This window comes from Nocardia pneumoniae NBRC 100136 (assembly GCF_000308755.1).
GTDB classification, from domain to species: Bacteria; Actinomycetota; Actinomycetes; order Mycobacteriales; family Mycobacteriaceae; genus Nocardia; species Nocardia pneumoniae.
In genome coordinates this window covers 24,971-45,354 of record NZ_BAGF01000051.1, presented here as the reverse complement: position 1 = coordinate 45,354, position 20,384 = coordinate 24,971, and the positions used below count along the sequence as shown (strand labels likewise).

The following is a 20,384-nucleotide window of genomic DNA, read 5'->3' as shown; positions in this document are numbered from 1 at the left end:
CACCATTCCGCGGGGAGCCGCCCGCACACGAGAACGCCAAGGAGAGCGCAGCCGTGACCACTTCAGCGCCCATCAGCCCAGTCGCCCTCGTCCGGGTGCCGGCCGGGACGACGGCGGGCGCCGCGGTGCGCGAAGCGGGTCTGCCGACCAAGGGACCGGACACCATCGTCGTCGTCCGCGTGGACGGCGAGTTGAAGGACCTGTCCTGGACCCCGGACGCCGATGTCGAGGTGGAGCCGGTGGCCGCGAACACCGACGACGGCCGCAACGTCATCCGGCACTCCACCGCGCACGTCTTGGCCCAGGCCGTGCAGCAGGAGTTTCCCGAGGCCAAGCTGGGCATCGGCCCCTACATCAAGGACGGCTTCTACTACGACTTCCGGGTCGACCGGCCGTTCACCCCGGAGGATCTGGCCAAGCTGGAATCCCGGATGAAGAAGATCGTCAAAGGCGCGCAGCGGTTCTCGCGCCGGGTGGTCGAGGTGGAGGACGCCAGGGCCGAGCTGGCCGCGGAGCCGTTCAAACTGGAGCTGATCGGCGACAAATCCGGCATCGATGACCCGGAGGTCATGGAGGTCGGCGGCAAAGAGCTGACCATCTACGACAACCTCGACCCGCGCACCGGCGAGAAGATCTGGGGGGATCTGTGCCGCGGCCCGCACATCCCGACCACCAAGTTCATCCCGGCCTTCAAGCTGACCCGCAGCTCCGCGGCGTACTGGCGCGGCGATCAGAACCGCGAGGATCTGCAGCGCATCTACGGCACCGCGTGGGAGTCCCAGGAGGCGCTCGACGAGCACCTGCACCTGCTCGCCGAGGCCGAGCGCCGTGACCACCGCAAACTCGGCCTGGAACTGGACCTGTTCAGCTTCCCCGACGAGCTCGGTTCCGGCCTTCCGGTGTTCCACCCCAAGGGCGGCATCATCCGCAAGGAGCTGGAGGACTACTCGCGCCGGCGGCACGTGGACGCGGGCTACGAGTTCGTCAACACCCCGCACATCACCAAGGGCCACCTGTTCGAGGTCTCCAAGCACCTGGACTGGTACGCCGACGGCATGTTCCCGCCCATGCACCTGGACGCGGAGTACAACGAGGACGGCAGCGTCCGCAAACCCGGCCAGGACTACTACGTCAAGCCGATGAACTGCCCGATGCACAACCTGATCTTCCGGTCCCGCGGCCGGTCGTACCGGGAACTGCCGCTGCGGCTGTTCGAATTCGGCTCGGTCTACCGGTATGAGAAGTCCGGCGTGGTGCACGGCCTGACCCGGGTGCGCGGCATGACCCAGGACGACGCGCACATCTACTGCACCCAGGAGCAGGTGACCGAGGAGCTCACCAGCATCCTCCAATTCGTGTTGAACCTGCTGAAGGATTACGGCCTGGACGACTTCTACCTCGAGCTGTCCACCAAGGACCCGAAGAAGTACGTCGGCTCGGACGAGGTCTGGGAGGAGGCCACCGCGACCCTGGCGCGGGTCGCCGAGGCCTCCGGTTTGCAGCTGGTGCCGGATCCGGGCGGGGCCGCCTTCTACGGTCCGAAGATCTCGGTGCAGGCCAAGGACGCGCTGGGCCGCAACTGGCAAATGTCCACCATTCAGCTCGACTTCTTCGAGCCGGAGCTGTTCGAGCTGGAGTACACCGCCTCCGACGGCACCAAGAAGCGGCCGGTGATGATCCACCGGGCACTGTTCGGTTCGATCGAGCGCTTCTTCGGCGTGCTCACCGAGCACTACGCGGGCGCCTTCCCGGCATGGCTCTCGCCGGTCCAGGTCGTCGGCATCCCGGTGGCGGATACTTTTGTGCCGCATCTGGATCGGGTGATCGAGCGACTGCGCGACGAGGGCGTCCGCGCGCAGGTGGATCGCAGCGACGACCGGATGCAGAAGAAGATCTTCAACAACACCGCGCAGAAGGTGCCGTTCATGCTGCTCGCCGGTGAGCGCGACGTGAACGCGAACGCCGTCAGCTTCCGGTTCCGCGACGGCACCCAGGTCAACGGGGTGCCGGTGGAGGACGCGGTGGCCACCATCGTCGCGTGGATCGCCCGCCGAGAGAACGCGTCGCCGACGGCCGAGGGTTTCGAGATCCGGTCCGCGAACAAGGGTGGGGCATGAACGGTCAGGCCCGGAGGAGACAGCGGAGCGTCACCACGCAGGGCCCCGCTCATGCCCGGAAGGACAGGGCATGACCGAGCGTACGGTGCCGGACGGGCTCGCGGATCTGGACCAGACCGCGACCTCGGCCGAAGAGGGCGCCATCGTGGACGCCGGCGCGGGGGAACCGGATCGGCTGTTGCGCCTGTGGACGCCCTACCGCATGTCCTACATCGCGGAGGCGGCCACGGGGCCCAAGGATTCGACGGGACATCCGTTCACCGATATTCCCAAGATGTCCGACGAGGACGGATTGGTGATCGCCCGGGGTGAGCTGGTGTACGCGGTGCTCAACCTGTACCCGTACAACCCCGGGCACATGATGGTGGTGCCGTACCGCAAGGTGGCCAACCTGGAGGACCTCACCGAGGCCGAGAGCGCCGAACTGATGGCCTTCACCCAGCAGGCGATCCGGGTGATGAAGAAGGTGTCCCGGCCGCACGGCTTCAACGTCGGGTTGAATCTCGGCGGGGTGGCCGGCGGCTCGCTGGCCGACCACCTGCACCAGCACATCGTGCCGCGCTGGGGCGGTGACGCGAACTTCATCACCGTGATCGGCGGGGTGAAGGTGATGCCGCAATTGCTGCGGGAGACCAGGGCGCTGCTCGCGGCGGCCTGGAAGGAGGCGTAGATGAGCGACCGGGCGGATCGGCCGTGCTGAGTTTCTTCGGCCGGGAGGCGTTCGCCAAGGCGACGGCGCCGCTGGGCCGGGCGCTGGTCGGCACCGGCCTCACCCCCGATGCCATGACGCTGATCGGCACCACCGCTTCCATCGCCGCCGCGGTCACGCTGTTCCCGACCGGACACCTGTTCTGGGGAACCATGGTGATCTGGTTGTTCGTCATGTTCGACATGCTCGACGGGGCGATGGCCAGGGCGCGCGGCGGCGGCACGAAATACGGCGCCGTGCTGGACGCCACCTGTGACCGTCTCGCCGACGGCGCTATCTTCGGTGGCCTCGCGTGGTGGGCGGTGTACCACGAGCAGCACAAACCGCTGTTCGTCGCGACGCTCGTCGTCCTGGTGACCTCGCAGGTGATCTCCTACGCCAAGGCGCGCGCCGAAGCCAGCGGGCTGTCCGCGGACGGCGGCCTCATCGAACGGCCGGACCGCCTGATCATCGTGCTGGTCGGCGCCGGTTTCACGGGCATCGGCGGGTACTGGGACATCGAATGGCTCACCTACGCCGTCCACGTGGCCATGTGGATTCTCGCGGTGCTCAGCATCGTCACCGTCGTCCAGCGGGTGCTGGCCGTGCGGAATTCGCCGGGGGCGCGCACTGTGATACCGGCCGCGCCGCTGCGGAATTCGGGCACCGGAACCGCCGACGCCACGGGGCTCCCGTCGTGACCTCACCTGGTGCCGGGCGCCGACCTGTCGACGGTGGCGTCCGGACATTTGTGCCGATGGATTGCGTGACCATGGCGGGCTCCGCTCCCGCGCGAGAGGACACAGCATGAGCGTCGGGGAGCAGCTCAGTGCCGCCGGATACGCGGCGGGCTGGCGGCTGGTGCGTGCGCTGCCGGAGTCGACTGCCCGGCGTTTGTTCGACTGGGGCGGCGACCGGGTGGCCCGGCGCGCCAATCAGGAGTTCCACGCGGGCGGTGCGCCGAATCAATTGCGCCGCAACCTGGCCCGCGTGCTGGGGGTGCTTCCCGCGGACGTGCCGGACGAGCTGATTCGCGCCAGCATGCGGTCCTACGCCCGGTACTGGCGCGAGGCGTTCCGGCTCCCGGCGATGGACCATTCCGCGATCGACTATTTCGTCGACGGTCTGCCGTTCGTCGACGCCGCGCTCGCCGAGGGGCGCGGCGTGATCTTCGTGCTGCCGCACTCCGGCAACTGGGACATGGCCGGTGTCTGGCTGGTACAGCACTACGGCAATCTCACCACCGTGGCCGAGCGGCTGAAGCCGGAATCGCTGTTCGAGCGGTTCGTCGCCTACCGCGAGAGCCTCGGCTTCGAAGTGTTCCCGCTGACCGGCGGCGAGCAGCCGCCGTTTCGGCAGCTGGCGGCCCGCCTGCGACAGAACAGGATCGTGTGCCTGATGGGCGAACGCGACCTCACCGGCAAAGGCGTTCCGGTTCAGTTCTTCGGTGAACGCACCTGGATGCCCGCGGGCGCGGCGAAGCTGGCCATCGAGACCGGCGCGGCGCTGCTGCCGGTGCACGCGTGGTTCGAGGTCGACGCCGAAGGGCGTGAGGGCTGGGGCCTGAAAACCGAGGCGCCGCTGGACGTTTCCGGTGGCGTCGCCGCGGCTACCCAGCGACTGGCGGACCGTTTCGCGGCGAATATCGCCGAGCATCCCGCGGATTGGCACATGCTGCAACCGTTGTGGGAGAGCGACCTGTCGCCGCAGCGGCGCGCCATGATCGCCGCCGCGCAGGCGAGCATCCGGGCCGAGCAGGGGGACGTAGCGACATGAAGATCGGCATGGTCTGCCCCTATTCGTTCGACGTCCCGGGTGGAGTGCAGGCGCATGTCGTCGAGTTGGCGCGGGTGTTCATCGAACGCGGGCACAAGGTGAGCGTGCTGGCGCCCGCATCGGACGGCACGCCGCTGCCGGAGTTCGTGGTATCGGCGGGACGCGCGGTCGCCATCCCCTACAACGGGTCGGTGGCGCGATTGTCGTTCGGGCCGATGGCCTACACCAGGATTCGCCGATGGATCGACGGCAACGATTTCGACGTGCTGCACATCCACGAGCCCAACGCGCCGAGTCTGTCGATGCTGGCGCTGAAGATCGCCGAGGGGCCGATCGTCGCGACCTTCCACACCTCGACGACGAAATCGTTGGTGCTGAGCACTTTTCAGGGCGTGTTGCGGCCGTATCACGAGAAGATCGCCGGCCGCATCGCGGTATCCGAGCTGGCGCGGCGCTGGCAGGTGGAGGCGTTGGGCTCGGACGCGGTGGAGATCCCCAACGGCGTCGATGTGCCCGCGTTCGCCAGGGCGCCGATGCTGCCGGGCTATCCCCGCGCCGGGGGGACGGTGCTGTTCCTGGGCCGTTACGACGAGCCGCGCAAGGGGATGGAGGTCTTGCTCGGCGCGCTGCCCGATCTGGTGCGCGGCCACCCCGACGTCGAGATCCTCATCGTGGGCCGCGGGGACGAAGACCGGCTGCGCCGTGAGGCGGGTGCGCTGTCCGGGCACCTGCGCTTCCTCGGTCAGGTGTCCGACGAGGACAAGGCTTCGGCGATGCGCAGCGCGGACGTCTACGTCGCGCCCAACCTGGGCGGTGAGAGCTTCGGCATCATCCTGATCGAGGCGATGGCCGCGGGCACCCCCGTGGTGGCGAGTGAACTGGACGCGTTCCGCCGGGTCCTGCGCGACGGCACGGCGGGCATGCTCGTCCCGGTCGGTGATTCGGCGGCTCTGGCCGCCGCCCTGCACACCGTGCTCACCGACGAGGTGCGCAGGGAGGCGCTGGTGCACACCGCGACGCAGGTGGTGGGCGAGTACGACTGGCCGGTGGTGGCCGAACAGATCCTGCGCGTGTACGAGACGGTGACCGTGGGCGACACCAGGGTGCGGGCCGCCGGATGATCACCTTCTCCGCGACGACCGTCCTGGTCCTCGCGCTGATCGCCGCGGTGGTCATCGCGATCGGGCTGTGGGCGTACTCGACCGCCAATCGCCTCGACCGGCTGCACGTGCGCTCCGATTTGTCCTGGCAGGCCCTCGACTCGGCGTTGGCGCGACGGGCGGTGGTGGCCAGGTCGGTCGCCATGGCCATCGCGGGCCCGGTGTCGGATCCGAAGCTGGCCGAGCAGGCCCGGCGGCTGTCGGCGCTGGCGGACCGCGCCGAGCGGGCCGGTCGCGCCGACCGGGAGACGGTGGAGAACCAGTTGTCCTCGGCGCTGTCGGCGGTCGACATCGACATGCTCCGTCCGCAACTGGTCGCCGAGCTGGCCGATGCCGAGGCCAGGGTGCTCATCGCGCGCCGCTTCCACAACGACGCCGTGCGCGACACACTCGCGCTGCGCACCCGCCGCCCGGTCCGCATCCTGCACCTGGGCGGCACCGCCCCGCTGCCGACCTATTTCGAGATCACCGAGCGCGCCACGCCCGCCGCGTCCACCGGCCTCGCGGTCGACACCATCCGCACCACCGCCCGCGTCGTGCTGTTCGACGAGCACGACCGGACCCTGCTGATGCGCGGCAACGACCCCAAGACGCCGGAGGTGTCGTTCTGGTTCACCGTGGGCGGCGGGGTGGAGCCGGGGGAGAGCCTGCGCGACGCGGCGGTGCGGGAGCTCTACGAGGAAACCGGATACCGCGCCGACCCGGCCGCCCTGCGCGGCCCGATCTGGCGGCGGGTGGCGGTATTCCCCTTCAACGGTGAGCTGATCCGGTCGGAAGAGTTGTTCTTCGCCCTGCGAGCGCACGGTTTCGAACCGCACGCCGCGAACCGGACCGTGATCGAACGCCGCTCCATCACCGGCCACAAATGGTGCACGGCCGCCGACATCGTCGCGCTGGACCGCGGCGGTGAAACCGTGTACCCGTATCACCTCGACGAGCTGCTCGCCGAAGCCGCAGAGGCCGCGTCGGGCACGATCGACCCCGAGGTCCGCTCCATCCGCTGAGGCGGATGTGTCATGTTTCACGATCGTGCTACCGTCGCGATGAATCAGGGCGCCGGAGGGTAGTGCTGTCCTCGGACGCGGAGGAATCCGGCGTCGTGGTCCCGGCAAGCGGGGCCGTTCCTGCTCGGTTGTGGAGGTAGTTGGTTCATGTCGTACCTGCTGTTCGATTTCCTGTTGCCGCTGCTCGGCCCCGCCGCCGCGCAGTACTGGGCGCAGTTGCTGGTGGTCGGCCCGCTGTGAGAAACGCCGCGCCGGGACGGCACGCTCGCCGAGCCCTCCCGGCGTAGGGCGCCGTCTGGCTGGGTCACACCAGTCCAGTGCACTCCGACTGGCTATCAAGTGGCCTTTTGTGGCCGCCTAGAATCGTGGCGTTCGAATCCGAGCAACCAATTGGCTCACCTGCCTGGAGGAGTTTGCCGTGACCACGCCCGAGACCACCCAGACCGTCGGCACCGCCCGCGTCAAGCGCGGCATGGCCGAGATGCTCAAGGGCGGGGTGATCATGGATGTCGTCACGCCCGAGCAGGCCAAGATCGCCGAAGACGCCGGCGCCGTCGCGGTGATGGCGCTGGAGCGCGTTCCGGCCGACATCCGTGCGCAGGGCGGCGTGTCCCGGATGAGCGATCCGGACATGATCGAGGGCATCATCTCCGCCGTCTCCATCCCGGTCATGGCGAAGGCCCGCATCGGTCACTTCGTGGAGGCGCAGATCCTGCAGAGCCTCGGCGTCGACTACATCGACGAGTCCGAGGTGCTCACCCCGGCCGACTACGCCAACCACATCGACAAGTGGAACTTCACCGTGCCGTTCGTCTGCGGCGCGACGAATCTGGGTGAGGCGCTGCGCCGAATCACCGAGGGCGCGGCCATGATTCGCTCGAAGGGCGAGGCGGGCACCGGCGACGTGTCCAACGCGACCACGCATATGCGCAAGATCCGTCAGGAGATCCGCAAGCTGTCGTCGCTGCCCGAGGACGAGCTGTTCGTCGCGGCCAAGGAACTGCAGGCGCCGTACGAGCTGGTGCGCGAGATCGCCGAAACCGGCAAGCTGCCGGTCGTGCTGTTCACCGCGGGCGGCATCGCGACCCCGGCCGACGCCGCGATGATGATGCAGCTCGGTGCCGAGGGCGTGTTCGTGGGATCGGGCATCTTCAAGTCCGGCAACCCGGCCCAGCGCGCCGCCGCGATCGTCAAGGCCACCACGTTCTACGACGACCCGGACGTGCTGGCGAAGGTGTCGCGCGGTCTGGGCGAGGCCATGGTCGGCATCAACGTCGAGGAGATCGCGCAGCCGCACCGGTTGGCCGAGCGCGGGTGGTGAGCGCGGGCCGGTAGCGTCTGCCGCGTGGAATTGCGGCAGCTGCGTTACTTCGTGGTGCTGGCGGAGGAGTTGCATTTCCGTCGGGCCGCGGAGCGATTGTTCATTTCGACGCCCACACTCAGTCAGCAGATCAAGGTGCTCGAGCGGGAGCTCGGCGGCCCGCTGCTGGTCCGGGAACCGCGGGTCGCGCTGACGCCCGCCGGTGCGGTGTTGCTGCGCACCGGCACGACCGTGTTGCGCGCGATGGACGAGGCGGTCGGGGAGACCAGGCGCGCGGCTGCCGCCGGTGCGCCGGTGTTCCGGCTCGGGCTGCTGAACGGCGTCCCACCGGGGCTGCCCGCGCGCATCGATACCCTGCTCGCCGCCCAGCTGCCGGGTGTCCGCATGGTGCTCACCGGCGGAACCACCGCCGATCAGGTTCGCCTGCTCGACGACGGCGAGGTCGATCTTGCGCTGGTTCGCACGCCGGTGGAGTTGCCCGACCGTTTCGCGCAGCGTGCGGTCGCCCGCGAGGAACTGGGCGTCCTCATGTCGGCGCGGCATCCGCTCGCGCGCGTGCCGCTGCTCGCCCCAGCCGACCTCGACGGCCAGGAGCTGATCTTGTTCGCGCGCGAATCCGCTGCGGGGCTGCATGATTCGCTGCTGCGCACGCTGGCCGACCAGGGCGCCCGAGTACGGCTCAGCGACAGCGCGATGGGACATGCGCAGATGCTGGCGGTACTGCCGTTCCGGCCCGACGTGATCGGGCTCGGTTCGGCGCGGGCGGCCGAGCTGCCCGGCCTGGTCTGGCGCCCGTTGCGTGGCTCGCCGCTCGTGGTGACCTACGCGGTGGCCTGGCGCGTGGCCGCGCGCCATCCCGCGGTCCCCGGCCTGGTCTCCGCGCTGGCGTCGGACCTGTCTCCGGCGTAGCGCGACCCGCGTGTCGGCGCCGCCGTCCAACTCTCACGGCGGCCAGAAAGTAGTCTCAGGGTTCCCACAAACACGCTCAGTAGCTTCGCCATTCGATTGCCCATGGCCGTTTCGTGTCCTCGCACCGCCGGGGATCCTCCGAACGCAAAGGACGAACAGTTGAAGCTTCGCAAGACCGGACGCATCGCCGTCGCGGGCCTGGCCATAGCGGCCGCCCTCAGCGTGGCCGCCTGCGGCGACGACGAAAAAAGCGACTCGACGCCGACCCGCACCACGACCGGTGCCGCGGCGACCGCCACCACACCCGCCCCGCCCACCGTCGACGAACTCAATGCCCAACTGCAGCGCGCGCTGGATCCCGCGATCCCGAACGAGCAAAAACTCGACTCCGTCCAGGGCATCGAGGCCGACCCCGGACTGCCGAACCGCTTGGCGGAGGCGTTCCGGCAGTCCAACGCCGCGGTGGTGGTCACCGGAGTCACCGCCTTCGGCGACAGCGTCACCGCACAGGCCAAGTTCACCATCAACGGCCAAGAGAACCTGGTCGACGTGCCCTTCGTGTTGGACGGCGGCAAATGGAAGGTCCAAAAGGCATGGGCCTGCCAGGCGCTGGCCAACCTGAACCAGCAGTCCCCGGCCTGCACCGCCTGATCGTTCTCGGCACCGGTGCGCAGTGCGCTGCGCTCGACCGTTTCGGCCCGGCAACCCTCCGCGATCGCCGGGCCGAAACGTTGTGCGGCCTGCGGTGTTAGCCCCGAGCTAAGGCGTGTTCGGCAGCGCGACATGGACACTCGGCGCGACTGCTGGTCGGCTGGAACCATGACAGCAGACAACACGGCACCCGAACGCGTCGTCATCGTGGGCGGCAGCTCCGGCATGGGACTCGCGCTGGCCTCCGCGCTGGTCGCCGAGGGCACGCAGGTCACCATCGCGGGCCGCGACGCCGAACGCCTCGCCGCGGCCGAACGGTCCCTGCCGGACGGGCCGGGTACGGTGCGCGCGGTCGTCGCCGACATCACCCGCGAAGCCGACATCCAGCGCCTGTTCCGCGAACTCGGCCCGGTCGATCACGTCGTCACCACCGCGGTCGACGTCACCGGCATCTATCAGCCGCTCGCCGATCTCGACGTCGCGGCAGCCGGCAACGTCATCGCCACCAAGCTGCTCGGCCCAGCCTTGCTCGCCAAGCACGCGCGGATCGTCCCCGGCGGTTCGCTCACCTTCACCTCCGGGATCGCCGCCTACCGCCCGGCACCGGGTTCGGCCATCGTGGCGGCCGTCAACGGCGCCCTCGCCTCGCTCGCCTACGCGCTGGCCGTCGAACTCGGTCCGGTCCGCGTGAACGCGGTCTCCCCGGGCTGGGTCGACACGCCGGTCTGGGACGCCATCGCCGGCGCCGCGAAGACCGAACGCCATCAGCAGCTCGCCGCGCGGTTGCCCGTCGGGCGCATCGGCCGCCCCTCCGACATCGCCCAGGCCATGGTCGGTCTCATGCGCAATCCCTTCATCACCGGCACCGTGCTGCACGTGGACGGCGGTCATCGCCTGGTCTGACGTGGTAGGGCGGTGCGGCCCTCGATGACATGTCGATACGTAGTCATGCGCATCCAACCATCGGTTGGTCCGTGGCGAGAACAGCCGACGATGAGCGAGAGCTGGCACGGACGGGAAAGAATCTACGTCGCGTTGCCGTCGTCGACTCGGAGCGCGGGGCGATCGGGGTGATCCCATCGAACGAAGAGCGTTGGCGGCTCAGGGTTTTCGGCATCGTGGCGCAGCAATGCCGGAATGGTCCACTGCGCGTCCGCCGGAGTGGTGCGGCGGAGGGCGGCCTCGGACAGGTCCAGGCGTACCGTCACGTCGGCGTCGAGGCCGCGGCCGGAGAGCATCGGTCCCGCGACGACGATCGTGGTCGCCGGTGGCGCCGTGCGGATCGCCGCCCGCGCCGAGCGGTCGGCGGCTTCGTCCCAGAGGGCGGGCAGCCACCGGCCGTGGTCGCGCAGGGCGCCGACCACCTCGCGGCGCACTGCCGCGTAGTCGAACCACGCTGTGCGATAGGACATCTCGTCGGTGCGGCCGAACTCCATGCGCAGCGAAGCCGGACGCACGTAGTCGTGCAGCGAGACCACGTCGGCGCCGCGGCCCGCGTCGCGCAACGCGGCGGCGATCCGCGCGGCGAACGCGACGGGCTGCGCGGCGTCCGCGCCGTCCACGGCGATCACCGTGTGCGAGCGTGCGGTCAGGACCGGGCGGATCACCAGCTCGACGAGGCTGTCGACGGTGATCGGCAGGAAACGGGGCACCCGTCCATCTCAGCAAACCGTCCCGTGCCGCGGGTCGGCGAGCCGCTGCTGTTGCCGGGCGTTCACCGATGGCCGCGGCGCGCGCCGGTCGGCGGCCGGGTTAGTCTCACCGCATGGCGACAATCGAAGAGGCGCTGGAGATAGAGCGGCTCGAGCGGGACATCTTCCGTGGCGCGTCCACCAAGACCCAGCTCCCGCGCACGTTCGGCGGACAGGTTGCCGGCCAGGCGCTGGTCTCCGCGGTCCGGACGGTGGAACCGCGATTCCAGGTGCACTCGCTGCACGGATACTTCCTGCGCCCGGGCAATCCGGAGGAACCCACCGTCTATCAGGTCGAGCGCATCCGGGACGGCCGCTCGTTCTGCACCCGCCGGGTGACCGGCATCCAGGACGGCGCGGCCATCTTCACCATGTCGGCCTCCTTCCACGTCGGCGATCAGGGGCCCGAGCACCAGGACGTGATGCCGGAGGTGCAAGCGCCGGAAGAGCTGCCCGACGCGAAGACCGCCATGGACCCCGAACGACTGTGGGCGATGCGCGAGTGGGAGCACTGGGATATTCGCATGGTGCCGCAGGAGAACGTGTCCCGTCGCGACGGTGTGGTCTCCCAGCAGCAGGTGTGGTTCCGCTACCGGCACCCACTGCCCGACGATCCGCTGGTGCACGTGTGCACCCTGGCCTACATGAGCGATATGACGCTGCTGGGTTCCTCGAAGGTCACCCACCCCGACGAGCCGACCCAGAACGCCTCGCTCGATCACGCCATGTGGTTTCTGCGCCCCTTCCGCGCCGACGAGTGGCTGCTGTACGACCAGTCCTCACCGTCAGCCGGTTTCGGCCGGGCCTTGACCGGCGGCAAGATCTTCACCCGCGACGGCACGCTGGTCGCCGCCGTGGTTCAGGAAGGGCTCATCCGCACCCTGCGCGAGAGCTGAATGCCGCGCGTCTCGCCGGATGCCGCGCCGACCGTCGGTTCGCGCGTGTAGCCCGCGTCGCCGGAGCCGGGACGGCAACCGTGAGCGGGCCCACATCGGCACGGCTCGTAAACTTTCCGGCGTGAACGCTACCTCGGTCGCCGCACCCGCCGCCGACACCGGACCGGCGCGGTCCGTTCCCACCATCGGTGTGCTCGCGTTGCAGGGCGACGTCCGGGAACACGTCGCGGCTCTGGAACGGTGCGGTGCGCGGCCCGTGCTGGTCCGTCGCGAATCCGAACTCGCCGCGGTGGACGCCCTGGTACTGCCCGGCGGCGAGTCCACCGCGATCAGCAAGCTGCTGGAGGCTTTCGAACTGCTGGAGCCGCTGCGCGCGCGGCTGCGCCACGGGATGCCCGCCTTCGGCTCCTGCGCGGGCATGATCCTGCTCGCTTCGGAGGTGCTCGACACCCGTCCGGACGCGAAGCACCTGTCCGGGATCGATATGACGGTGCGCCGCAACGCGTTCGGACGCCAGGTCGACTCGTTCGAGACCGATCTGCCCTTCGCCGGACTGACCGGCGGTCCGGTGCGGGCGGTGTTCATCCGCGCACCGTGGGTCGAGCGGGTGGGCGAGGGCGTCGACGTGCTCGCCACCGTGCCGGCCGGTCCGGCGGCGGGGCGGATTGTGGCGGTGCGGCAGGGCAATGTCCTGGCGACGTCGTTCCATCCCGAGGTGACCGGCGACCTGCGGGTGCACCGGATGTTCGTCGACCTGGTCCGGGCCGCCTGAGCGGAGGCCGCTTTGCGCGGTCGTAGCGGACGCCCGAGTAGGCTGGGGAAGTTGTCCGCCCGGCCGTGCCGGTACGGTACACACCACCAGACGTGCCATCGACCTGAAGGAAGTAGGGAATGAGCGGCCACTCCAAATGGGCCACCACCAAGCACAAGAAGGCTGCGATCGACGCGAAGCGCGGCAAGCTGTTCGCGAAGCTGATCAAGAACATCGAGGTGGCGGCCCGGACCGGTGGTGGTGACCCGGATGGCAACCCGACGCTGTACGACGCCATCCAGAAGGCGAAGAAGTCGTCGGTCCCCAACGACAACATCGAGCGCGCCCGCAAGCGCGGCGGCGGCGAGGAGGCCGGCGGCGCCGACTGGCAGACGATCATGTACGAGGGCTACGGCCCCAACGGTGTCGCCGTGCTGATCGAGTGCCTCACCGACAACCGCAACCGTGCCGCGGGCGAGGTCCGGGTCGCGATGACCCGCAACGGCGGCAACATGGCCGACCCGGGCTCGGTGGCCTACCTGTTCCACCGCAAGGGCATCGTCACCTTGGAGAAGAACGGCCTGTCCGAGGACGACGTGCTGCTGGCGGTGCTCGACGCGGGTGCGGAAGAGGTCAACGACCTCGGCGAGTCGTTCGAGATCATCAGCGAGCCCGGCGATCTGATCGCCGTGCGCACCGCGTTGCAGAGCGCCGGGATCGACTACGACTCCGCCGAGTCCGGTTTCCAGCCCTCGGTGTCGGTCGCGGTGGACGCCGACGGCGCCCGCAAGGTGATCAAACTGGTCGACGCCCTCGAAGACAGCGATGACGTGCAGAACGTCTACACCAACGTCGACATCCCGGACGAGGTGCTCGCCGAGCTCGACGACTAGTCGACCAGCCGCGCGCAGTACTCCGCATGGCGGGGTGGTGCGCGTCGAAGGCGGGGCGGTCGGTCTGCGCACGGACCGCCCCGAGCACGCGTCCCGGCCGCCGGAGCGACGCTCGCGCCTGGTCCGGTAGACCTCGCCCCGCATGCGACCAGCGCTTCACCGCCGGTCGGCGCGGCACGCCGCCGGCGGGGAAGGGTCATGGTCTACTCCGCGATCTCGGTGCGCTCCCACCACTCGTAGACGGGCAGTTCCCCTTCGGGCGTGGCCAGGTGCCGCGGGGTGACCTTGAAATGTTCGTATCCGCCCCGGTACGGGACCTTCAGCTCGACCCCCGGTGGGGTGATCGGCACGATGCGCTGGGGCAAGCCTTCCGGCCCACCCTCGAGGAAAGCCTTGACCGCATTGCTCATCCTCGGATGGTAGAAGCGCGACGGCCCGGATCGTGGCAGATTCACGGCACGGTGAGTACCAATTTGCCCACGGTCCGCCCCGTATCGCCCAAAGCGTGCGCCTTGGCCGCCTCCGTCAGCGGAAACGTTCCGGCGATCGTCGGGCGGAGGGCTCCGGACTCGACGAGTCCGGCGAGCGCGAGCATGCCCGCGTGATCGTGTTCCACCAGCATCCGGACCGCGCGGACGCCGAGCGCGTCCGCCTCGGACGCGAGGTCGCGCGGGCCCATGGCGCGCAACGTCACCAGCAGCCCGCCGGGACGCAGGGTCCGCAGCGAGCGGACGCTGTTGTCGTCATCGATCGCGTCCAGCACGACGTCGACAGCACTGACCGCCTCGGCGATGTCGGTGCTGCGGTAGTCGATGACTTCGTCGGCGCCGATGCCGCGCAGGAACGCGTGGTTGGGCGCGCTGGCGGTGCCGATGACGTACGCGCCGCGCGCCTTGGCGATCTGCACCGCGAAGTGGCCGACGCCGCCCGCGGCCGCGTGGATCAGCACGCGCTGCCCCGCGCTCAGCGCGGCGGTGTCGACCAACGCCTGCCATGCGGTGAGCGCGGCGAGCGGGATGGCCGCGGCCTGAACGTGATCGAGCACGGCCGGTTTGGGTGCGAAAGCGCGGGCTGGGCCGACCGTGTACTCAGCGCAGGCGCCGTGGCCGCCCGGGTAGGGGAGCATGCCGAAGACCTCGTCGCCGGGGCGGAACAGGGTGACGCCGATGCCGACGGCGGCGACCTCGCCGGAGACGTCCCAGCCGAGGACGAACGGCGGCTGCGGCAGGAACAGGCCCGCGGTGGCCCGGTGGCGCCAATCGGTCGGATTGAGTCCGGCCGCGCGCACCCGGACCAGGATCTGGCCCGGACCTGGGACCGGTTGCGGCAGTTGTACTTCGGTGAGCACCTCGGGGCCGCCGAGGACGTGCTGGCTGATCGCGCGCATGGTCGCGGTGCTGTCGATATCGGTCATGGCTGCCAGCCTGCCGGGCGTGATCGGCGAAGAAAATGGCACGATTGCCATTATTCGATATGATCGTGCCATGACGGCGGACGAAGCCGCGCCACATCGCGTGGCGGTGCTGGCATTGGACGGGGTGTATCCCTTCGAGCTCGGCATCCCGAATCGGGTATTCGGCAGTGCCGCAGGCAGATACGAGGTGACCACCTGCTCACTCGACGGAGGCTCGGTGCGCAGTGCCGCGGATTTCGCGATCGCCGTGGCGCACGACAGCCGCGCGCTGGAGGCCGCCGAGACGGTCGTGCTGCCCGCCTGCGATATCTCGATGAGCTTGTCCGGCACGCTGCCGCAGCCGGTGCTCGACGCGTTCGCGCGGATCCGACCCGGCACGAGAGTCGTCGCGATCTGCACCGGCGCTTTCATCGCCGCCGCCGCGGGGCTGCTCGACGGCCGCCCGGCCACCACGCATTGGAATCAGGCGCAACTATTCCGCCGCACCTTCCCCAGGGTTCGCCTCGACCCCGACGTGCTGTACGTCGACGACGGTGACGTCCTCACCTCGGCGGGCGCCGCGGCGGGGCTCGACGTGTGTTTGCACCTGGTGCGCCGCGATCACGGCAGCGCCGTCGCGAACGCGGTCGCGCGCCGCTGCGTCGTGCCGCCGTGGCGCGACGGCGGCCAGGCGCAGTACATCGAGCAGCCGGTTCCGCCCGCGACGTCGGCCGGGACCGCGGCGGCCAGGCAGTGGGCACTGGAGAACCTGCGCTCCCCGCTGACCGTCGAGGAGCTGGCCGTCCGGGCCCGGATGAGCAAGCGAACCTTCGCCCGGCGCTTCCGCGACGAGGTCGGTATGAGCCCGGGACGCTGGCTGATCCAGCAGCGCGTCTTCCGCGCCAGGCATCTGCTGGAGACGACCGATCTGACCGTCGATCGCATCGCGGGCGAGGTCGGCTTCGCCACCGGGACCTCGCTGCGACAGCATCTGGTCGAGGCGATCGGCGTCTCACCGCAGGCTTATCGGCGCACGTTCCGTACGGGAGCCGCGGTGGTGGCGAGCTGAGTATCGGCACATCCGGCTGGCGTGGGCGCGAGCACGGCGACCGCGGCGAGACTGTTGCCGAGCTCAGCCGGGTCCGGCAGGCAAGCCGACGCGACCGGCGATCCACGGTAAGGACGCGGTGAACGCGGCCGACGCGAACTGCCAGGTGTGGCCGCCCTCGGTGGTGCGCCGCGGCGGCCGCGATTATCGGAGGCCAACCCTTCGTCGGCCACGTACCACTCGGCGGCCAGCGCCGCCGCGCCGCCGACCGCCACGCAGACCGGCAGCTGGATCAGCCACCAGCGTCTGGTTCGCCGGGCGACGGCGATGACCAGCACTGCCGCGGCGAGCAGTTCGATGGTCGTCGGCAGCCAGCCGTGCAGCAGGGAGATCCCGTGGTGGAACAGGTGCTGCTGGTTCGGCTCCGGGCTCGCCGGAGGCATCCGCGGTGGCGCAGGAGCGGGATCGGCGAGTACTGGCACGTTCGGCATTGTCGAGGGCATTTCTCGAGGCAGGCTGTGAATCGGCTTCAGCCCTCCTGGGTGCTCGGCCGTCGGCTACCCGTCGGCGTCGCCGCGCCGTCGACCGCGCGCGAGGCAGAATGCGAGCATGGTGGAACTGGTGCTGGTGCGCGGCGACATCACCGAACAGGAGGTCGACGCGGTGGTCAACGCGGCGAACTCGTCGCTGCTCGGCGGCGGCGGAGTCGACGGGGCGATCCATCGGCGCGGCGGCCCGGAGATCCTGGTGGAGTGCCGCCGGTTGCGCGCGTCCCGGTACGGTGCGGGACTGCCGACCGGGGCGGCCGTGGCCACCACGGCGGGTCGCCTGCCTGCGCGGTGGGTGATCCACACCGTCGGGCCGGTGTGGTCGGCCGCCGAGGACCGCTCCGCGCTGCTGGCTTCCTGTTATCGCGAATCCTTGCGGGTGGCGGACGAATTGGGAGCGCGAACGGTCGCGTTCCCGGTGATTTCCACCGGCATTTACGGCTGGCCCATGGACGACGGCGCGCGGATCGCCGTCGACACGGTTCGGACGAGCGAGACCGCCGTGGCGGAGGCCCGGTTCGTCCTGTTCGACGAACACGCTCATGCCGCGTTCGCGCGGCAGGTCGCCGGAAACGCCGAATCCTGAAGGTCGGTCAGGCGTGGCGAGCGGGCCGCGCCACCGGCGGATCGAATCTCCGCTCTGGGCACCGCGATAACCGGCGTGGTCGGCAGCCGCGTATGCGTGCGCCGGTGCGGCGAACTTGTCGGTGCCCGCTGGCATAGTCGGGCCCGTGTCGTTCAGTACCCGTATCGAAGTCCGCGTGACCGATCTGGATCCGCAATTGCACGTCACCGGCGCGGCCTACCATCAGTTCGCCGACCATGCGCGTTTCGCGTGTGTTCAGGCGGCGGGCGTCTCGGTCGACGAGCTGATCGCGGCGGGGCTCGGGCCGGTCAACCTGGAGACCGTGCTTCGGTTCCAGCGCGAATTACGCGGCGGCGACGCCGTGGACGTGTCCTGTACCTGGCAGTGGGGCGAGGGCAAGACCTACCGGGTCGAGCACGTTCTCACGCGCGGCGACGGGGTTGTCGCCGCGACGGTGACCAACGTCAGCGGCCTGCTCGACTTGACCGCGCGGCGCCTGGTCACCGATCCCGCGCGGCAGTGGGCGACACGGGCGAGCCGTCCCGAATTGCTCGGGTTGCCGAGCGCGCCGCGGGAGGCCGCGGCGCTCGGCGGGTAGCAGGTCGTGTCGCTGGTCGGCGAAAGATCAAGCCTGGGCTAGACTCTCGAACAATTGTTCGTGTCGGTGAGAGGGGTTGTCGTGCGGGTGATGGGCGTCGACCCCGGCCTCACCCGGTGCGGCCTCAGCATTGTCGAGGGTGGGTCGGGGCGGCAGGTCACCGCCCTGGATGTGGGTGTGGTCCGCACCCCCGGCGACATGGATCTGGCTCAGCGCCTGCTCGCGGTCGCCGATGCCGCCGAACGCTGGATGGACGTCCACGAGCCAGGGGCCGTGGCGATCGAACGTGTCTTCGCCCAGCACAATGTCCGTACCGCCATGGGCACCGCACAGGCGGGGGGAGTGATCGCGCTGGCCGCGGCGCGACGCGGGATCCCGGTCGCGTTCCACACCCCGAGTGAGGTGAAGGCGGCGGTCACCGGTAACGGCACCGCCGACAAGAAGCAGGTGACCGCCATGGTCACCCGCATTCTCGGCTTGCCGGCCGCCCCCACGCCGGCGGACGCGGCGGATGCGCTCGCGCTGGCCATCTGCCATTGTTGGCGGGCGCCGCTGCTGGAGCGGATGGCGCAGGCCGAGGCGAAGGCGGCCGAGGCGCAGCGACGATACCGGGAACGGCTGGCCGAACAACGAAAGGCGGTGCGCAGGTGATCGCGTCGGTTCGCGGTGAGGTGCTCGAGATCGCCCTCGACCACGTGGTGATCGAGGCGGCGGGGGTCGGCTACCGGCTCAACGCCACCCCGGCCACGCTGGCCGGGCTCACCCGTGGCGCCGAAACCAGGCTGTACACCGCGATGATCGTGCGCGAGGACTCGATGACGCTCTACGGTTTCGCCGACACCGAGGCCCGCGACCTGTTCGGCTTGCTGCAAACGGTCTCCGGCGTCGGCCCGCGTCTCGCGATGGCGGTGTTGGCGGTGCTCGAGCCCGAGGCGCTGCGCAAGGCGCTCGCCGAGGGCAACGTGGCGGCGCTGACCCGGGTGCCCGGCATCGGCAAGCGCGGCGCCGAGCGCATGGTGGTCGAACTGCGCGACAAGGTGAATCTCGTTCCGGTGCCGTCCGGTGCGCCCGGATCGGCACCGGCCGCGGTGCTCACGCCGGTGCGCGATCAGGTCGTGGAGGCGCTCGTCGGCCTCGGCTTCGCCGCCAAGCAGGCCGAGCAGGCGGTCGACGCGGTGCTGGCCGACCAGCCCGCCGCCGATACTTCCGCCGCCCTGCGGGCCGCGCTCGGTCTGCTGGGCAAGAACCGATAAGGCGTCATGGACTATCCAGAGGAACCCACCGAATCCCAGGTCAGCGCGCGCTATCTGACGTCCGACGGGGAGATCGAGGCGAGCCTGCGCCCGAAGTCGCTGGACGACTTCATCGGCCAGCCCCGGGTTCGCGAACAGCTCACGCTGGTGTTGCGTGGCGCCAAACAGCGCGGCGGCACGCCGGACCACGTCCTGCTGTCCGGCCCTCCGGGACTCGGTAAGACCAGCATGGCGATGATCATCGCCGCGGAACTCGGCACCGCTCTGCGGATCACCTCGGGGCCGGCGCTGGAACGGGCCGGCGACCTCGCGGCCATGCTGAGCAACCTCGTCGAAGGCGACGTGTTGTTCATCGACGAGATCCACCGCATGGCCCGGCCCGCCGAAGAGATGCTGTATCTGGCGATGGAGGACTTCCGGGTGGACGTGGTCGTCGGCAAAGGTCCGGGCGCGACCTCGATTCCCTTGGACATCGCGCCGTTCACCCTGGTCGGCGCCACCACACGGTCAGGAGCGCTCACCGGCCCGCTGCGCGACCGCTTCGGTTTCACCGGCCACATGGATTTCTACGAGCCCGGCGAGCTGCTGCGCATCCTGCAGCGTTCGGCGCACATCCTCGGCGTCGGCATCGAGGAGGACGCGGCCGCCGAGATCGCGGGCCGCTCGCGCGGGACGCCACGCATCGCCAACCGCCTGCTGCGCCGGGTGCGCGACTATGCGGAGGTCCGCGCCGACGGCCGGATCACCCGTCCCATCGCGCAGGCAGCACTGGAGGTCTACGACGTGGACGTACTCGGCTTGGACCGACTCGACCGCGCGGTGCTCGGCGCGCTGGTCCGCAGTTTCGGCGGCGGTCCCGTGGGCGTGTCCACCCTGGCGGTCGCGGTCGGCGAGGAGGCCGCCACCGTCGAGGAAGTATGCGAACCTTTCCTGGTGCGCGCGGGCATGATCGCGCGCACCCCGCGCGGCCGCGTCGCCACAGCCTCGGCCTGGGAGCACCTCGGCCTGGTTCCTCCCCCCGACCTGGTTTTCGGCTCGATCGAAGTGCGCGGCCGCGAGCCGCACCCCACCCTCGACCTCTTCGAATGACTCCGGGCCGCG

At 69.9% G+C, this 20,384-nt stretch carries 23 protein-coding genes; 19 read left to right on the top strand and 4 right to left on the bottom strand.

What is annotated here, in order from left to right; genetic code table 11:
• Positions 1-53: 53 nt before the first annotated feature.
• The 10 genes from thrS (at position 54) to ON34_RS16230 (ending at position 10,529) form a co-directional block, all read left to right on the top strand.
• Positions 54-2,117, top strand: coding sequence for a threonine--tRNA ligase (thrS, locus tag ON34_RS16275; protein WP_040780220.1), 2,064 nt, complete (start codon positions 54-56; stop codon positions 2,115-2,117).
• A 70-nt stretch (positions 2,118-2,187) separates the two neighbouring features.
• The gene (locus ON34_RS16270) at positions 2,188-2,787 is read left to right on the top strand and encodes an ATP adenylyltransferase (RefSeq protein ID WP_051022739.1); all 600 of its coding nucleotides are present in this window, start codon (positions 2,188-2,190) and stop codon (positions 2,785-2,787) included.
• Positions 2,788-2,810: 23 nt separating this feature from the next.
• Positions 2,811-3,506: a phosphatidylinositol phosphate synthase gene (gene pgsA / locus ON34_RS16265; RefSeq protein ID WP_040780188.1), complete on the top strand. Its 696-nt coding sequence runs from the start codon at positions 2,811-2,813 to the stop codon at positions 3,504-3,506.
• A gap of 106 nt (positions 3,507-3,612) precedes the next feature.
• Complete coding sequence (locus tag ON34_RS16260; protein ID WP_040780187.1) at positions 3,613-4,581, top strand: phosphatidylinositol mannoside acyltransferase; 969 nt, start codon at positions 3,613-3,615, stop codon at positions 4,579-4,581.
• A complete protein-coding gene (locus ON34_RS16255) occupies positions 4,578-5,702 on the top strand; it encodes a glycosyltransferase family 4 protein (protein ID WP_040780186.1) in 1,125 nt (374 codons plus the stop codon). Before ON34_RS16260 ends, ON34_RS16255 begins: the two co-directional genes overlap by 4 nt.
• Positions 5,702-6,745: an NUDIX hydrolase gene (locus ON34_RS16250; RefSeq protein WP_040780217.1), complete on the top strand. Its 1,044-nt coding sequence runs from the start codon at positions 5,702-5,704 to the stop codon at positions 6,743-6,745. The genes ON34_RS16255 and ON34_RS16250 overlap by 1 nt, the downstream gene beginning before the upstream one ends.
• A gap of 418 nt (positions 6,746-7,163) precedes the next feature.
• Entirely contained in the window at positions 7,164-8,066 is a 903-nt protein-coding gene (gene pdxS, locus ON34_RS16245; protein ID WP_040780185.1) for a pyridoxal 5'-phosphate synthase lyase subunit PdxS, read from the top strand.
• A gap of 24 nt (positions 8,067-8,090) precedes the next feature.
• Positions 8,091-8,975, top strand: a complete 885-nt coding sequence (locus tag ON34_RS16240) for a LysR family transcriptional regulator (RefSeq protein ID WP_051022737.1) — start codon at positions 8,091-8,093, stop codon at positions 8,973-8,975.
• Between the two features lie 159 nt (positions 8,976-9,134).
• Positions 9,135-9,626 (top strand): WKL family lipoprotein, encoded by a 492-nt coding sequence (locus ON34_RS16235; protein ID WP_040780214.1) that lies wholly within the window; start codon positions 9,135-9,137, stop codon positions 9,624-9,626.
• A gap of 168 nt (positions 9,627-9,794) precedes the next feature.
• The gene (locus ON34_RS16230) at positions 9,795-10,529 is read left to right on the top strand and encodes an SDR family oxidoreductase (protein ID WP_040780183.1); all 735 of its coding nucleotides are present in this window, start codon (positions 9,795-9,797) and stop codon (positions 10,527-10,529) included.
• Between the two features lie 122 nt (positions 10,530-10,651).
• Here ON34_RS16230 and ON34_RS16225 read toward each other — a convergent pair whose 3' ends face one another.
• Entirely contained in the window at positions 10,652-11,278 is a 627-nt protein-coding gene (locus ON34_RS16225) for a hypothetical protein (RefSeq protein ID WP_040780182.1), read from the bottom strand.
• A 113-nt stretch (positions 11,279-11,391) separates the two neighbouring features.
• On the opposite strand from ON34_RS16225, the gene ON34_RS16220 reads away from it, so the two are divergent.
• From ON34_RS16220 to ON34_RS16210, 3 genes are all read left to right on the top strand, one after another.
• The gene (locus ON34_RS16220; RefSeq protein ID WP_040780181.1) at positions 11,392-12,213 is read left to right on the top strand and encodes an acyl-CoA thioesterase; all 822 of its coding nucleotides are present in this window, start codon (positions 11,392-11,394) and stop codon (positions 12,211-12,213) included.
• Between the two features lie 121 nt (positions 12,214-12,334).
• The gene (pdxT, locus tag ON34_RS16215) at positions 12,335-12,985 is read left to right on the top strand and encodes a pyridoxal 5'-phosphate synthase glutaminase subunit PdxT (protein ID WP_051022732.1); all 651 of its coding nucleotides are present in this window, start codon (positions 12,335-12,337) and stop codon (positions 12,983-12,985) included.
• 119 nt (positions 12,986-13,104) lie between these two features.
• Complete coding sequence (locus ON34_RS16210; protein WP_040780180.1) at positions 13,105-13,857, top strand: YebC/PmpR family DNA-binding transcriptional regulator; 753 nt, start codon at positions 13,105-13,107, stop codon at positions 13,855-13,857.
• A gap of 203 nt (positions 13,858-14,060) precedes the next feature.
• On the opposite strand, the gene ON34_RS16205 is transcribed toward ON34_RS16210, so the two are convergent.
• Positions 14,061-14,267 carry a DUF5988 family protein gene (locus ON34_RS16205; RefSeq protein ID WP_040780179.1) on the bottom strand — a complete coding sequence of 69 codons (207 nt, stop codon included), beginning with the start codon at positions 14,265-14,267 and terminating at the stop codon, positions 14,061-14,063.
• A 41-nt stretch (positions 14,268-14,308) separates the two neighbouring features.
• Positions 14,309-15,244, bottom strand: a complete 936-nt coding sequence (locus ON34_RS16200) for an NADP-dependent oxidoreductase (RefSeq protein WP_218003898.1) — start codon at positions 15,242-15,244, stop codon at positions 14,309-14,311.
• Positions 15,245-15,341: 97 nt separating this feature from the next.
• Between ON34_RS16200 and ON34_RS16195 the strand changes: the two genes are divergently transcribed.
• On the top strand, positions 15,342-16,319 hold the full coding sequence (locus tag ON34_RS16195; RefSeq protein WP_040780177.1) for a GlxA family transcriptional regulator: 978 nt from the start codon (positions 15,342-15,344) through the stop codon (positions 16,317-16,319).
• Here the strand turns inward: ON34_RS16195 and ON34_RS16190 are convergent.
• On the bottom strand, positions 16,274-16,780 hold the full coding sequence (locus ON34_RS16190) for a hypothetical protein (RefSeq protein ID WP_157172316.1): 507 nt from the start codon (positions 16,778-16,780) through the stop codon (positions 16,274-16,276). The two genes, ON34_RS16195 and ON34_RS16190, sit on opposite strands and share 46 nt — an antisense overlap.
• 127 nt (positions 16,781-16,907) lie before the next feature.
• Here ON34_RS16190 and ON34_RS16185 point away from each other — a divergent pair, with 127 nt between their 5' ends.
• From ON34_RS16185 to ruvB, 5 genes are all read left to right on the top strand, one after another.
• A complete protein-coding gene (locus ON34_RS16185; RefSeq protein WP_040780175.1) occupies positions 16,908-17,432 on the top strand; it encodes an O-acetyl-ADP-ribose deacetylase in 525 nt (174 codons plus the stop codon).
• A 145-nt stretch (positions 17,433-17,577) separates the two neighbouring features.
• Complete coding sequence (locus tag ON34_RS16180) at positions 17,578-18,030, top strand: acyl-CoA thioesterase (protein ID WP_040780174.1); 453 nt, start codon at positions 17,578-17,580, stop codon at positions 18,028-18,030.
• A gap of 81 nt (positions 18,031-18,111) precedes the next feature.
• Entirely contained in the window at positions 18,112-18,681 is a 570-nt protein-coding gene (gene ruvC / locus ON34_RS16175; protein WP_040780173.1) for a crossover junction endodeoxyribonuclease RuvC, read from the top strand.
• Complete coding sequence (gene ruvA / locus ON34_RS16170; protein WP_040780171.1) at positions 18,678-19,283, top strand: Holliday junction branch migration protein RuvA; 606 nt, start codon at positions 18,678-18,680, stop codon at positions 19,281-19,283. Before ruvC ends, ruvA begins: the two co-directional genes overlap by 4 nt.
• Before the next feature lie 6 nt (positions 19,284-19,289).
• The gene (gene ruvB / locus ON34_RS16165; RefSeq protein WP_040780170.1) at positions 19,290-20,372 is read left to right on the top strand and encodes a Holliday junction branch migration DNA helicase RuvB; all 1,083 of its coding nucleotides are present in this window, start codon (positions 19,290-19,292) and stop codon (positions 20,370-20,372) included.
• Positions 20,373-20,384: the final 12 nt, after the last annotated feature.